This window comes from Dyella sp. RRB7 (assembly GCF_022761115.1).
Lineage (GTDB): Bacteria > Pseudomonadota > Gammaproteobacteria > Xanthomonadales > Rhodanobacteraceae > Dyella.
In genome coordinates, this window is the sequence record NZ_JAKWJS010000006.1 from 75,875 (window position 1) to 88,697 (window position 12,823).

A 12,823-nucleotide genomic window follows, 5' to 3' on the forward strand; every position below is an offset into this window, starting at 1 on the left:
CATCGGGAAAAGGCATGGGCAGCGTCAACTACAGCTGGCGGCTGGGCGCCGATGATCGGCAGGAGGCCTTGCGCAAGGCCAAGCTCAATGCGGTGGAGCGCTATATTGCCGATACGAACGCGGCGCGCTCGCGTGCCTTCGACCAGCAGCGCGATCGCATTGCGGCGCATATTGACGACTACGTGCTTGGCGCCACGGTTCTCTCCGAGAACGAGGACAAGGCGGCCAAAACCTATAACGTGGTGATCCGGGCCGACATCAACGGCACGCGCCTGCTCAATGATCTCGGCGGTGGTTCGGCCACGGCAGCGGCGGTGGCATCCACCCAGCATCCGATGTTGACCTTCCTGTTCGTCGCCCGCAGCCAGTCCAGCGTGCAGAGCTTCGATGACAAGGTCTACAAGCGCGAGGACGTCGATGCCTCGGCCTCGCGCAAGACGCACGAGGGCGAGACGGTGCGTGCCCATAGCGTGGATACCTCGGACAGCATGGACACGCATGCCAGCATGGCGGTCACCAGCGGCGGCAGCACCACGCGCAAGGCCGACAAGGTCGACTGGACGGTCAGCCGGGCCAGCGAGATCAACACGGCAATGACGGGGCTGTTTGCCGATGCGGGCTATGACGTGATCGAAGCCGATCAGGTCGAAAGCTCCAGCAATGGGCTGCTGAATATCGACCAGATCCGCGCGGCGTACAGCCACGGCGACGACCTGCCTTCACAGCTGATGCGCAACACCACGCAAGGCGTGCAGCAGGCGGGCATCGGGCTGCTGGCAATCGGCACATTGGACGTGGGCATGCAGGACAAGGACCCGGTCAGCGGTAACACCCGCGTCTATGTCACGGTGACCGGCAAGGTCTACAACGTATCGAGCAAGTTTGCCCGCACGGTGTCTTCGGTGGGCCCCGTGCAGTACGCCGGCCTCGGTCCCGATGCGTCCGTGGCGCGCACCAATGCGCTGAAGCTCGCCGCCCAGAATGCCGCCCAGCAGATGGTCGACGAACTCAACAACAAGGGCATCCACTGATCCATGACGGATCAGTGCGTCATATCCATGGTTTCGGAGAAAACCTTATGAAGATTTCCAAGCACACCGCCATGGCGGCGACCCTGGCGCTCGTCTTCTGCGCCGCGTCCGCGCATGCCCAGTTCAAGTTGCCCGGCGGTCTCGGCGGAAGTTCGTCCAGCAGCAGCGATGACGGTGGCGATGCCGTGGCCGCGCAGGATTCGCTGGTCAAGTCGTTCGTCAGCTCGCAGAGCGAAGTGCTGGCCGCCCAGGTATTGCTGGCGAAAGCCTATGACCTGAACGACCAGGTGGCCTTGCTGGAGGCGCAGCAGAAGGCCTTGCAGAGCGGCGCGGTCGACCAGGATGCGCTCAAGAAGACGGTGGAGATTTCCAGCAACGCGAATCGCGAGATCAGCGCGCAGCAGGCGCAGAAAAGCGAGCTGTCGGCCCAGGGCAAGCAATACTACGAAGAAAGCCTGCCGCATTTCGCCAAGGGTGTCGCTGGCACCCGCGTGATGGTGGGCGAGGCGCAGAAGTTCACCGCGGCCGTGAAGAGTTCGGCCAACGGCGGTCTAGCCGGCGCGGGTGCGGCAATGACCAAGCTCAAGGCCGGCATGTATGTCGCCAAGGAAACGCCGTCCTACTCCAAGAGCCTGTTCGACACGTTCAAGAAGACGGTGTCGATCAGCAAGAGCAATGGCGTGAAGGTGCCCAGCGACGCAACCCAGGCGCTGGGTGACCTCTGATGGCCATCCGGGGCGCATTCCGAACATCGGTATCGCTCTCGTGCTGCGGCGGCCTTCTGGTCGCCGCAGTGCTGTTGGCGGCGTGCCATCGCGATGAGCCAGCGACGGGACAGGACAAGCCCGCGGCCGCCGCAACGGCTTCGCCCCCGGCTACGGCTCCCCGGCAGAAGCCGGATTTCGGTGGCGTGGACAGCCGACACGTGGAAGCCACGGGCGAGGGCGCCTCGCTGCAGGCGGCCATCGACAACGCCATCCGCCTCGCCATCGAGCAGGTCAACGGCAAGGCGGTCGCCGGCGGTACGGGGCAGTGGGCGGGTAGCGCGAGTTTTGCTTCGAGCGACGAGCAGGTGGATTTCAGCTCCAGCGCTTACGCCGCCTGGCTGAGTAGTCATACGGCAGGCGCCGTGACGAACTTTCGCGTGCTGTCGCAAAAGCAGGTCGATCAGCCATCGAGCACGAGCGAGCAGAGCCTGAAGGCGAGCCGCGGCGAAAGTTGGAACAAGGGCAAGCTCGATGCCGCGGCCAGCGCCGAGGCAGTCAACGCCGATACCCGTGCGGGCGCCGCCGCGGGAGTGAAAGGCGAGTGGGACCAGAAGCGGGGTGCCGAGCAGGTCGATTACCAAAGCCGCCACACCGAGTACGCCAGTCACTGGGAAGTGCGCATAGCCGCTGACGTTGCGACCTATCGCGAGGCCGCATCGGCCAAGCTGACCCGCGTGGTGGTGGCCATGCCGAGGATGAAGCAGGCAGGTTACCGCGTGGGAGACACCACGATTCCGGCCGAGGTTGTTGCCCAGCAGGTCCGTGCCAAGTTGACCGATGCATTGACCCAGACGCACCGCTTTACCGTGCTCGATCGCGATGCAGATGCGGACATGGGCGACGAAATCGAGCGCATCCAAGCCGGGGCGGCCAAGCCCGCCGATACGGCGAGGCTGGGCCAGCAGCTGGCGACCGACCTGATCGTGATCCCCACCATCGACCGTTTCGAATACCTGCGCCACGAACGTGCATTGCGCACCAGCGATCGAACGCTGGCGAGCTTTTCCGGTGGTGGTGCGCTGTCGTTCCGCGTGGTCAACGCGGTGACCGGCCAGGTGGTGATGTCGCAGTCGTTCGATTATTCGTTGCCTGCCACCGCGCCAACGACGCTTGGCGTGTCGGTCGATGGCCAGCGCCTGGCTGCCGAGATGATGGATTCACTGGATCGCAACATCATCGCCGCGATCTTGCGTGGCACTTATCCGCTGTCGGTAGTGCAGCTCGATGGCCGTCAAGTGGTGATCAACCAGGGCGGCGATGCCGTGCTTGCCGGGCAGAACTACCAGGCCGTCCGGCTCGGCAAGGAGTTGATTGATCCCCAGTCCGGCGCTTCGCTGGGTGTCACCGAGCAGCCTTGTTGCATCGTTACGATCGAGCGGGTCACGCCGAACCTTTCCTACGGGCACATCGTGGACAAGGATTTCCAGCCGGATCAGCCATTCACGCCAGGCAGCATCGAGTTGCGCGATCCGGTGGCTGCCGCGCCGGCGGCGTCGATGCAGCATGCATCACGGCAACCCGCGGGCAAGCACACCACCAAGACTGCGGATGCGGACGCGGTCAAGGACGATGCCAACTGGTAGCGCCGCCGTGCGGGAATAGGCGACGGAACGTGCGTGTTCGTGGTTTGTCGCTCAATAAAAAGGGCTCCGCATGCGGAGCCCTTTCTTCGTTCAAGCCACGGAGCGCGTGTTACGCCACGTTCGGTTCGCTGAAGGCTTCGATCTCGCCCTTGAACGCTTCCACCGGTACGCAGCTGCAGAACACGTTCTTGTCGCCGTAGACGTTGTCCACGCGGGCCACCGGCGACCAGTACTTCTGCAGCTTGAGGCTGGGCAGCGGGAAGGCGGCCAGCTCACGCGTATAAGCGTGGGTCCATTCGGAAGCCGACACCATCACGGCGGTGTGCGGCGCATGCTTGAGCGGGTTGTCCTCGCGATCGAGCTTGCCTTCGTCCACGGCGCGGATTTCATCGCGGATCTGGATCATCGCGTCGATGAAGCGATCCAGCTCGTACTGGCTCTCGCTCTCGGTCGGCTCGACCATCAGCGTGCCGGCCACCGGGAAGCTCAGCGTGGGGGCGTGGAAGCCGAAGTCGATCAGGCGCTTGGCCACGTCTTCCGCGCCGATGCCGGTGGCGTCCTTGAGCGGGCGCAGGTCGAGGATGCACTCGTGCGCCACCAGGCCATTGCGGCCGGTGTAGAGCGTCTCGTAGTGCGGCGCCAGGCGCTTGGCGATGTAGTTGGCGTTGAGCAGCGCCACCTGGGTGGCGCGGCGCAGGCCACTGGCCCCCATCATGGTGATGTACATCCAGCTGATCGGCAGGATCGAAGCCGAGCCGAAGCTCGCCGCGGACACCATGCCCACTTCACCCGCGCCGCCGAACGTGCGCGGGAGGAATGGGGCGAGATGCGACTTCACCGCGCACGGGCCCACGCCAGGGCCACCGCCGCCGTGCGGAATGCAGAAGGTCTTGTGCAGGTTCAGGTGCGATACGTCCGAGCCCCACTTGCCGGGCTTGGCCACGCCGACCAGCGCGTTCATGTTGGCGCCGTCGGTGTACACCTGGCCGCCGTGCTCGTGCACGATCTCGCAGATCTTGACGATGTCTTCCTCGAACACGCCATGCGTGGACGGGTAGGTGATCATCAGCGCGGCGAGGCGGTCGCTGAACTTCTCGGCGGCGCGCTGGATGTCTTCCACGTCCACGTTGCCGTTGGCGTCGCACTTGGTCACCACCACCTGCATGCCGGCCATCTGCGCGGAGGCCGGGTTGGTGCCATGGGCGGACTCGGGGATCAGGCAGATATCGCGATGGCCTTCGCCGCGCGAGCGGTGATAGGCGCGGATGGCCAGCAGGCCGGCGTATTCGCCCTGCGCACCGGAGTTCGGCTGCAGGCTCACGGCGTCGTAACCGGTGCACTCCACCAGCATCGCTTCCAGCTCGTCGATCAGCTGCTTGTAGCCGGCGGCCTGGTCGGCCGGCGCCAGCGGATGGATGTTGGCGAATTCCGGCCACGTCACCGGGATCATCTCGGCGGTGGCGTTGAGCTTCATGGTGCAGCTGCCCAGCGGGATCATGGTGCGATCCATCGCCAGGTCCTTGTCGGCCAGCGAGCGCATGTAGCGCAGCAACTCGTGCTCGCTGTGGTGCGTGTTGAAGGCCGGGTGGGTGAGGAACTTGCTCTTGCGCCGCAGGCCGGCGGGCAGGGCATCGTGCGTGCCTGCATCGAGTGCATCGATGTCGGTGACGGTGGCCCCGAACACCGTAGCCAGCGCAATCACGTCGGCGCGCGTGGTGGTTTCGTCCAGGCTGATGCCCACGCTGCTGGCGTCGATCTGGCGCAGGTTGATGCCGGCAACGCGCGCCTTGGCGTGCACGGCGGCAGCGTCCACGCCGGCGACGTGCAGCGTGTCGAAGAAGTCATGGCCGACGGCCACGCCCGCCGAGCGCAGCGCGCCGGCCAGGATCGAAGCAAGGCGATGCACGCGGCGTGCGATGCGGGTAAGGCCTTCCGGGCCGTGGTACACGGCGTACATGCTGGCCATCACCGCCAGCAGCACCTGCGCGGTGCAGATGTTGGAAGTGGCCTTCTCGCGGCGGATGTGCTGTTCGCGCGTCTGCAGCGTGAGGCGGTAGGCGGGCTTGCCTTCGGCGTCGATGGATACGCCGATCAGGCGGCCCGGCATGGAGCGCTTGTAGGCGTCACGGCAGGCCATGAACGCGGCGTGCGGGCCACCGAAACCGAACGGCACGCCGAAGCGCTGGGTGTTGCCGACCACGATATCGGCGCCCCATTCGCCCGGCGCGGCGATCAGCGTGAGCGCGAGCAGGTCGGTGGCCACGCAGACCACGCCATGGCGTGCATGCACGGCGTCAGCCAGTGCCTGGTAGTCGTTGATCCGGCCGAAGGTGTTGGGGTACTGCAGCAGCACGCCGTAGCTGTCGACGCTGCCCGCTTCGCTGTCGTCGCCGATGTGCAGGTCGATGCCCAGCGTTTCGGCGCGGGTCTTGAGCACTTCCAGCGTCTGCGGGTGCACGGCGTTGGAAACGAAGAACGTGTTGGACTTGGACTTGGCCGAGCGCTTGGCCAGCGTCATCGCCTCGGCGGCGGCGGTGCCTTCGTCCAGCAGGGACGCGTTGGCGATCTCCATGCCGGTGAGGTCGGCGCACATGGTCTGGAAGTTGATCAGCGCTTCCATGCGGCCCTGCGAGATCTCCGCCTGGTACGGCGTATAGGCCGTGTACCACGCCGGGTTCTCCAGGATGTTGCGCAGGATGACGTTCGGCGTCAGCGTGCCGTAGTAGCCCTGGCCGATGAAGCTCTTGAATACCTGGTTCTTGTCGGCGATGGCGCGGATCTTGGCCAGCGCTTCCACCTCGGTGATGGGCGAGGGCAGCGCCAGCGGCGCCGGCGACTTGATCTTGCCCGGCACGATGGCGTCGGTCATCGCTTCCAGCGAGTCATAGCCGACCACGCGCAGCATCTGCGCGATCTCGGCGTCGTTGGGGCCAATGTGGCGCTCGATGAAAGCGTCGTGGTGTTCGAGGTCACGCAAGGAGGGGGTGGCGTTCTGACTCATGACAGGGGCGTCCGTAAATGGCCGACAAGGGCCGGACGTGCAAGCCGCACGTGTAGCGCCCCTCTGTCCTTTTGCCTGAGAGTTTGGAAGCTTGCGCTTCGTGCCCCTTCGGCGCCGGATCGAACCGGTCTCTCCAGAGTGTTGGTGCGGGTGATGGTATGGGGCCTGAGCGATTACGGGCTTTTGCGCCTTCGGCAGCGGCTCTCGCCGCTTCTCCCACCACACGCTAAACGACAATTATAAGGCCCCGGGGGCCGCTTTGCCTCCCTAGCCCAAGGGCTCTTCAGCCGCGGTGCCGGCGGCGTCTCAGCAGGCATAAGATGAAAGGCCTGCTTGACGAGTACCGCCATGAAGCCGCCGTTCCAGCTTGCCCAGATCGACCACGTGGTGCTGCGCGTGCGCGACATGGCCGCCATGCAGCGGTTCTATTGCGAGGTGCTGGGCTGCCGCGAGGAGCGGCGCCAGGACGAGATCGGCCTGGTGCAGCTGCGCGCGGGCGATTCGCTGATCGATCTGGTGGCGCTGGACGGCAAGCTGGGCCGCCTGGGCGGCGCCGGACCGGGCGCGGAAGGGCACAACATGGATCATCTGTGCCTGCGCGTGGAACACTACGACGAGGCCTCCATCGTCGCCCATCTGAAAACCCATCACGTGCGCATGGGCGAGATCGGCTCGCGCTATGGGGCGCAGGGCGAGGGGCCGTCGATCTACCTGTATGACCCGCAGGGCAACCTGGTGGAGCTCAAGGGGCCGCCCGTTATCCGGTGAGAATGCTCACCAGGTTGGGCTAGGCAGGTGCACGCAGTCGATCGGGATGGGTATAGACGTTGTGGCTGCCGGGGCGGGTAAAGCCCACCAGGGTGAGGCCGGCGCTGCGCGCCAGCTCGATCGCCAATGCCGTCGGTGCCGAGATGGCGGCCAGCAGGGTAATGCCCGCGCTGGTGGCCTTGGTGACCATTTCGTAGCTGGCGCGGCTGGTGACCAGGGCCATGCCATCGTTGGCATCGATGCCGGCGCGACGCATGGCGCCGATCAGCTTGTCCAGCGCGTTGTGGCGGCCGACATCCTCGCGCACCAGTTGGATCTGCCCGTTGCGGTCGGCCCAGGCGGCGGCGTGTACGGCGCCGGTGGCGCTGTTCATCGGCTGCCGTGCCTGCAATTGCCGGAGTGCCTGCTCCAGCGCCTCGCGCGTGATGGTGTGCCCGGCGCCGACCGGATGGTGCTGCCGGATCGCGTTCTCCAGCTCGCGCGTACCGCAGATGCCGCAGCCGCTGCGCCCGGGGAGCAGGCGTTCGCGTTCCCGTTCAAGCTGTGCGCCATGCGCATTTTCGGTGACGCGCATCGCCAGATCGATGCCTTCGAGCAGCGGGTGGATGTCCAGTTCAAGCAATTGGGAGGGGGTGTCGATCAGGCCTTCGCTGAGCGAAAAGCCCAGCGCGAAGTCTTCCAGGTCATGCGGCGAGGCCATCATCACGGCGAAGCTGGTGCCGTTGTAGCGCATGGCCACCGGTACTTCCTCGGCGATGCAGTCGTCCTCCTGCGTGACTTGGCCATGACGCCAGCGCTCGATCGGGCGCGTCACATAACCGGGCGCATCGGCGCAAACCTCCTCGGCGAGGTTCGGCGGCGGGTTGTCCTTGACTGCACGTTTCATGTTTCCACCGTCCACGCCTTCACTACGGGCTGGGGGCTATCCATACACCGATCGGGAAGGGGATGCCAACCGGCGCCCGGTCGACCACGCCGGCAGCTCCAAGCCCGTCACTTGCCTCAAACGAACGCGGGGTAACCCTCAGTGATGACGGGCGCGTGATGATGGCCCGGTGCTGCCGCGGCGCAGCGAATTTTCCATGCGAGCCTACCCGCCTCTTGCGTAGCGGGCCGCATGCATTGAGCATGCTCATCAGCCTTGCAACCCATGCAGGCAAGACACGCGGCGTCGCTTCATGATCAGTTATCACCAGGCTCTGCAGGCACTACTGGCGCATGCCCAGCGGCTGGCGCATGAGCCGTGTTCGCTCGGGGAGAGCCTGGGCCGGGTGCTGGCGCAGGACGTCGCCAGCCCGATGGCGTTGCCGTCGTTCGATCATGCCGCCATGGACGGCTACGCCCTGTGCGCCCACGAGCCACTGCTGGCCGGGTCCGAGCACGACGTGTCGGGTTCCCAGGCCGCCGGCGATGCGGCACGCGCCTCATCGGGCAGGGCATGGGAGATCATGACTGGCGCACGATTGCCGGACGGCCTGGATGCCGTGGTGGCAGTGGAACGCACGCAACTGCTGGCGACGGCCGAGGACGGCACCCCCAAGCGCATTCGCCTGCTCGACCCGCTCGCGGTCGGGGCCAATGTGCGCTATGCCGGTAGTGACGTGGCCATGGGGGCGACGGTGGTCCACGCCGGCACCCGCATCGAGCCTGCCCAGGTCATGCTGCTGGCTGCGTTGGGCGTGACCCGGGTAAGCGTTGTGCGCCAGCCGCGCGTGGCGATCATCTGTACCGGCAAGGAGCTGCAGGCCGATCCGACGCGTCCGCTGGCCGCCGAATGCATCCATAACTCCAATGGCCCCTATCTGCTGGCGGCGTTGAGCGCTGCGGGCACGCGGGTGGTGTCCTGCGACACGGTGGACGACACCGCCCATACGTATGCGCGGGCCGTGGCGCGCGCGCGTGATGCCGGCGTCGACCTGATCATCAGCACCGGTGCCGTCTCGATGGGGCGTTACGACTTCGTCCCCGACACGCTGGGCGAACTTGGCGCCGAGCTGCTGTTCCACAAGGTGGCGATCCGCCCGGGCAAGCCGTTGCTTGCGGCATCACTGCGCGATGGTCCGCTGGTGATGGCCTTGCCTGGCACGCCGATGGCGGTTGCCGCGGGTTTTCGTTTCTTCATCACACCGTTGCTGCGGGCCTTGGCAGGACAGGGTGGCGAGCTCACGCGTTACGCGTTACTCGATACCCCGCAGCAGCCCAAGCCCGGCCTGCGCCACTTCCTGCGCGCCCGCCTGCAGCAGGCACCGGATGGACGGCTGCATGCCAGCCTGCTCCGGCAGCAGCAGCCCTTTCGCATCCAGCCGTTCGCCCAGGCCGATGCCTGGGTCGTGTTGCCGGAGGACGCCGGCGATGGCGCTGCGGGCACCCTGGTCGAGATCGCCAGCCTGCAACCGGATCAACCATTCACTATGGCCGCCCATTGCGGTGCGGATCATCAGGACATGTCGCCATGAAACTGCAGATCGAGGGCCAGAACCTGCGCGTGCGCATCGGCGAGGAAGAACTGGCCCGATTGCTGGCCGGCGATGCCATCACCGCCCGTACCGTCTTCGCTCGCGCCTTCGCCATCCGCTGCACGCTGCGGATGGGGGATGCCGCCCATTTCGGTGGCCAGCCGGATGACTGGCAGATCGAGATTCCCGCAGTGGCGGTCCGCGAGCATGCCCAACGCCTGCCCACGCGCGAAGGCCTTGGCTTCATCCTGGCGGGGCCGCATGACGGCGAGGCCCTGGAGTTGCTGTTCGACGTGGACGTGCGCGACAGTGTGCGGCAGCGTCGGTCATCCTGAGCGCCTGAAAAGATTCCGGGGCAGGTTGGGCTACGCTCGTGCCGCCGGCACGGCAAACACTACGCGAGGATAAGCCGTATGAAGCGTCCCTTTTGGCATGTGTTGTTCGCACTCGGCATGGCGCTGCTGCCGTGTTCTCTATTGGCGGCGGATGAGCACATCACGGTGGCCGCGGCCGCCGACTTGCATCACGCGATGGACAAGATCGTCGAGGCCTACCAGCACGACCGTCCGGGTCGCAAGGTCGACGTGGTCTACGGATCTTCGGGCAACCTGCTCACCCAGATCGAGCAGGGCGCACCGTTCGACGTGTTCTTCTCGGCCGATAGCGACTATCCGCAACAACTGGTGGCGCATGGCAAGGCCGGCGGTGAACCGGTGCCGTATGCCGACGGGCATATCGTGTTGTGGAGCGCCAGCATCGACATGACGCAAGTGCAGGTGGCGGACCTGGCGCAGCCGCGTTTTGGCCGCATCGCCATTGCCAACCCGCAGCACGCGCCCTACGGCAAGCGCGCGGAACAAGCCCTGCGCGCCGCCGGGCTGTGGGATTCGCTGCAGTCGCGGCTGGTCTTTGGCGAGAACATTGCCCAGGCCGCGCAGTTTGCGCAGAGCGGCAACGCGCAGGTCGGCATCATCGCCGAGTCGCTGGCGCTGGATTCGCCGGTGAAGGGCAGCTATGTGCTGGTGCCACCGTCGCTGTACCAGCCGTTGCGGCAGAGCTTCGTGCTGACCCAGCGCGGCGCCGGCAACGCGCTGGCCAAGGACTTCACCCAGTACGTGCAGGGCGGGCAGGCCCGCGCCATCCTGGCGCAGTACGGCTTCAAGCTGCCCGACGTGGGGGGGCACTGAGCGAAGCCCATGGCCTTGTTGTCCGACCAGGACCTGCTGGCGCTCGGGCTGACCTTGCGCCTGGCCACCACGGTCACCGTGCTGCTGCTGTTGCTGGGGGCGCCGCTGGCATGGTGGCTGGCGCATACGCATTCGCGCTGGCGGCGGCCGTTGGCCGCGGTGGTCGCGTTGCCGTTGGTGCTGCCGCCGACCGTGCTCGGCTTCTACCTGCTGCTGCTGCTGGGTCCCAACGGCTGGGTGGGGCGTGCGGTCGCGGCGGCGGGCCTGTCGGCGTTGCCGTTCACGTTCCAGGGACTGGTGGTGGCATCCATGCTGTATTCGCTGCCGTTCGTGGTGCAACCGCTGCAGAACGCGTTCGAGTCGGTCGGCGTGCGGCCGCTGGAGGTGGCGTCGTGCCTCGGCGCGGGGCCACTGGATCGCTTCTTCTCGGTGGCGCTGCCGATGGCGCTGCCGGGCGTGCTCACTGCCACCGTGCTGGGCTTTGCACACACCGTGGGCGAGTTCGGCGTGGTGCTGATGATCGGCGGCAATATTCCGGGGCAGACGCGCGTGCTGTCCATGCGCATCTACGACCACGTGCAGGCCGGCGAGTATCACCAGGCCCACGTGCTGTCGCTATGCCTGTTGCTGGTGTCGTTCGTGGCGTTGCTGTGCATGTCGTTGCTGCGACCGGGCAGGCACGCGCGTGACTGAGGCGCGGCATGGATTGCACGCGAAGCTGGCGTGGCGTCGTGGCGACATGGTGCTCGACGTGGATATCGCATTGCCGCCCACCGGCATCACCGCACTGTTCGGTCCGTCGGGTGCGGGCAAGACCAGTTGCCTGCGGGCCATCGCCGGCCTGGAGCGCGCCAGCGAGGGCAGGGTGACGTTTGGCCATGAGGTCTGGCAGGACAGTGCGCGGCGCGTGTTCGTGCAGCCGCATCGACGCCGGCTGGGCTATGTGTTCCAGGAGCCGAGCCTGTTCGTGCATCGCTCGGTGGCCGGCAATCTTGATTATGGTTTTCGCCGTGCGGGGCGGCCGGCGCATCTCGATCGCCAAGGCCTGATCGAGCGCTTCGGCCTGCGCGGCCTGCTCGACCGCGGTGTCGGCGGGCTTTCCGGCGGCGAGCGCCAGCGCGTGTCGATGGTGCGCGCCTTGTTGTCCGACCCGGCCTTGCTGCTGTTCGACGAACCCCTCTCCGCGCTCGACGCCAACGCACGATCGGACCTGCTCGGCTGCCTGGAAAGCCTGCATGCCGAGCTCGACCTGCCGATGATCTATGTGAGCCACAACATCGACGAAGTGGCGCGCCTGGCCGATCACATCGTGTTGCTGGACCAGGGGCACGTAGTGGCGCAGGGCGCGCTGCAGGCGACGCTGACCCGCCTCGATTTGCCGCCGGCGCTGGCCGAGGCGATGGGTTCGGTGATCGAGGGCGCGGTGGTTGGCTACGACGCGCACGACCAGCTGATCGAGCTGGATTTTCCCGGTGGCACGCTATGGCTTCCGCATCGCCACGAAGTCGTCGGCCAGCGCCTGCGCTGTCGCATCGGCGCGCGTGATGTCGTGCTGACCCAGGCGCCGTTGGCGGGAACCAGCGCGTTGAACCAGATCCGTTGCCGCATCGTGGCGATGGCCGATGCGGATCATCCGTCGCAGTGCCTGGTGCAATTGGATGCGGGCGGCAGCACCTTGCTGGCGCGCATCACGCGCCGCTCGTGGCATGCACAGGGATGGGCGCCGGGCAATGAGGCGTGGGCACAGGTCAAGGCCGTTGCGCTTGGCCTGTGACAAGGCGGGAGCGGCGAGAATCTCCAGAAACGACGAAGCCCGCATCGCTGCGGGCTTCGTCTACAATTGGTGCCCAGGAGAGGACTCGAACCTCCACGGTTTTACCCGCTAGTACCTGAAACTAGTGCGTCTACCAATTCCGCCACCTGGGCAGGTGTCCCGCTGCTTTGTGGGCTGCGTGAGCCGCGTAGATTAGGCATGTGTCGGTGGGTTGTCAACTATTCTTTCACTGATTTTTCATCGGGCCGCGGCATTC

11 protein-coding genes, 1 tRNA gene and 1 riboswitch are annotated in these 12,823 nt (G+C 66.1%); of the genes, 9 read left to right on the top strand and 3 right to left on the bottom strand.

Going from position 1 to position 12,823, the window contains the following annotated elements:
• Positions 1-14 precede the first annotated feature (14 nt).
• The 3 genes from MJ606_RS14095 to MJ606_RS14105 all read left to right on the top strand — a co-directional run bounded on the left by MJ606_RS14095 (position 15) and on the right by MJ606_RS14105 (position 3,381).
• Positions 15-1,031 (top strand): hypothetical protein, encoded by a 1,017-nt coding sequence (locus MJ606_RS14095; protein WP_243050171.1) that lies wholly within the window; start codon positions 15-17, stop codon positions 1,029-1,031.
• Between the two features lie 47 nt (positions 1,032-1,078).
• Positions 1,079-1,756, top strand: a complete 678-nt coding sequence (locus tag MJ606_RS14100; RefSeq protein WP_243050172.1) for a hypothetical protein — start codon at positions 1,079-1,081, stop codon at positions 1,754-1,756.
• A 185-nt stretch (positions 1,757-1,941) separates the two neighbouring features.
• A complete protein-coding gene (locus MJ606_RS14105) occupies positions 1,942-3,381 on the top strand; it encodes a CsgG/HfaB family protein (RefSeq protein ID WP_243050173.1) in 1,440 nt (479 codons plus the stop codon).
• A 109-nt stretch (positions 3,382-3,490) separates the two neighbouring features.
• Here the strand turns inward: MJ606_RS14105 and gcvP are convergent, their stop codons facing one another.
• The gene (gene gcvP, locus MJ606_RS14110) at positions 3,491-6,382 is read right to left on the bottom strand and encodes an aminomethyl-transferring glycine dehydrogenase (RefSeq protein ID WP_243050174.1); all 2,892 of its coding nucleotides are present in this window, start codon (positions 6,380-6,382) and stop codon (positions 3,491-3,493) included.
• Between the two features lie 53 nt (positions 6,383-6,435).
• A riboswitch (glycine riboswitch) is annotated at positions 6,436-6,529 on the bottom strand.
• 201 nt (positions 6,530-6,730) lie between these two features.
• Between gcvP and MJ606_RS14115 the strand changes: the two genes are divergently transcribed.
• Positions 6,731-7,150: a VOC family protein gene (locus MJ606_RS14115; protein WP_243050175.1), complete on the top strand. Its 420-nt coding sequence runs from the start codon at positions 6,731-6,733 to the stop codon at positions 7,148-7,150.
• 19 nt (positions 7,151-7,169) lie between these two features.
• Here the strand turns inward: MJ606_RS14115 and fdhD are convergent, their stop codons facing one another.
• Positions 7,170-8,036: a formate dehydrogenase accessory sulfurtransferase FdhD gene (fdhD, locus tag MJ606_RS14120; RefSeq protein ID WP_243050176.1), complete on the bottom strand. Its 867-nt coding sequence runs from the start codon at positions 8,034-8,036 to the stop codon at positions 7,170-7,172.
• A 292-nt stretch (positions 8,037-8,328) separates the two neighbouring features.
• Between fdhD and glp the strand changes: the two genes are divergently transcribed.
• The 5 genes from glp to modC all read left to right on the top strand — a co-directional run bounded on the left by glp (position 8,329) and on the right by modC (position 12,567).
• Positions 8,329-9,606 carry a gephyrin-like molybdotransferase Glp gene (gene glp, locus MJ606_RS14125; protein WP_243050177.1) on the top strand — a complete coding sequence of 426 codons (1,278 nt, stop codon included), beginning with the start codon at positions 8,329-8,331 and terminating at the stop codon, positions 9,604-9,606.
• Positions 9,603-9,941 carry a hypothetical protein gene (locus MJ606_RS14130; RefSeq protein ID WP_243050178.1) on the top strand — a complete coding sequence of 113 codons (339 nt, stop codon included), beginning with the start codon at positions 9,603-9,605 and terminating at the stop codon, positions 9,939-9,941. Before glp ends, MJ606_RS14130 begins: the two co-directional genes overlap by 4 nt.
• A 78-nt stretch (positions 9,942-10,019) precedes the next feature.
• Positions 10,020-10,793 carry a molybdate ABC transporter substrate-binding protein gene (gene modA, locus MJ606_RS14135; protein ID WP_243050179.1) on the top strand — a complete coding sequence of 258 codons (774 nt, stop codon included), beginning with the start codon at positions 10,020-10,022 and terminating at the stop codon, positions 10,791-10,793.
• A 9-nt stretch (positions 10,794-10,802) separates the two neighbouring features.
• Positions 10,803-11,486 carry a molybdate ABC transporter permease subunit gene (gene modB / locus MJ606_RS14140; RefSeq protein ID WP_243050180.1) on the top strand — a complete coding sequence of 228 codons (684 nt, stop codon included), beginning with the start codon at positions 10,803-10,805 and terminating at the stop codon, positions 11,484-11,486.
• Positions 11,479-12,567: a molybdenum ABC transporter ATP-binding protein gene (modC, locus tag MJ606_RS14145; protein WP_243050181.1), complete on the top strand. Its 1,089-nt coding sequence runs from the start codon at positions 11,479-11,481 to the stop codon at positions 12,565-12,567. The genes modB and modC overlap by 8 nt, the downstream gene beginning before the upstream one ends.
• A 67-nt stretch (positions 12,568-12,634) precedes the next feature.
• Here modC and MJ606_RS14150 read toward each other — a convergent pair.
• A tRNA-Leu gene (locus tag MJ606_RS14150) sits at positions 12,635-12,719 on the bottom strand.
• Between the last annotated feature and the right edge of the window lie 104 nt (positions 12,720-12,823).

Coding starts and splice junctions, on each gene's coding strand:
- fdhD (WP_243050176.1), bottom strand. CDS start 8,036: ATGAAACGTGCAGTCAAGGACAACCCGCCGCCGAACCTCGCCGAGGAG.
- glp (WP_243050177.1), top strand. CDS start 8,329: ATGATCAGTTATCACCAGGCTCTGCAGGCACTACTGGCGCATGCCCAG.
- modA (WP_243050179.1), top strand. CDS start 10,020: ATGAAGCGTCCCTTTTGGCATGTGTTGTTCGCACTCGGCATGGCGCTG.
- MJ606_RS14130 (WP_243050178.1), top strand. CDS start 9,603: ATGAAACTGCAGATCGAGGGCCAGAACCTGCGCGTGCGCATCGGCGAG.
- MJ606_RS14095 (WP_243050171.1), top strand. CDS start 15: ATGGGCAGCGTCAACTACAGCTGGCGGCTGGGCGCCGATGATCGGCAG.
- modB (WP_243050180.1), top strand. CDS start 10,803: ATGGCCTTGTTGTCCGACCAGGACCTGCTGGCGCTCGGGCTGACCTTG.
- MJ606_RS14115 (WP_243050175.1), top strand. CDS start 6,731: ATGAAGCCGCCGTTCCAGCTTGCCCAGATCGACCACGTGGTGCTGCGC.
- MJ606_RS14100 (WP_243050172.1), top strand. CDS start 1,079: ATGAAGATTTCCAAGCACACCGCCATGGCGGCGACCCTGGCGCTCGTC.
- gcvP (WP_243050174.1), bottom strand. CDS start 6,382: ATGAGTCAGAACGCCACCCCCTCCTTGCGTGACCTCGAACACCACGAC.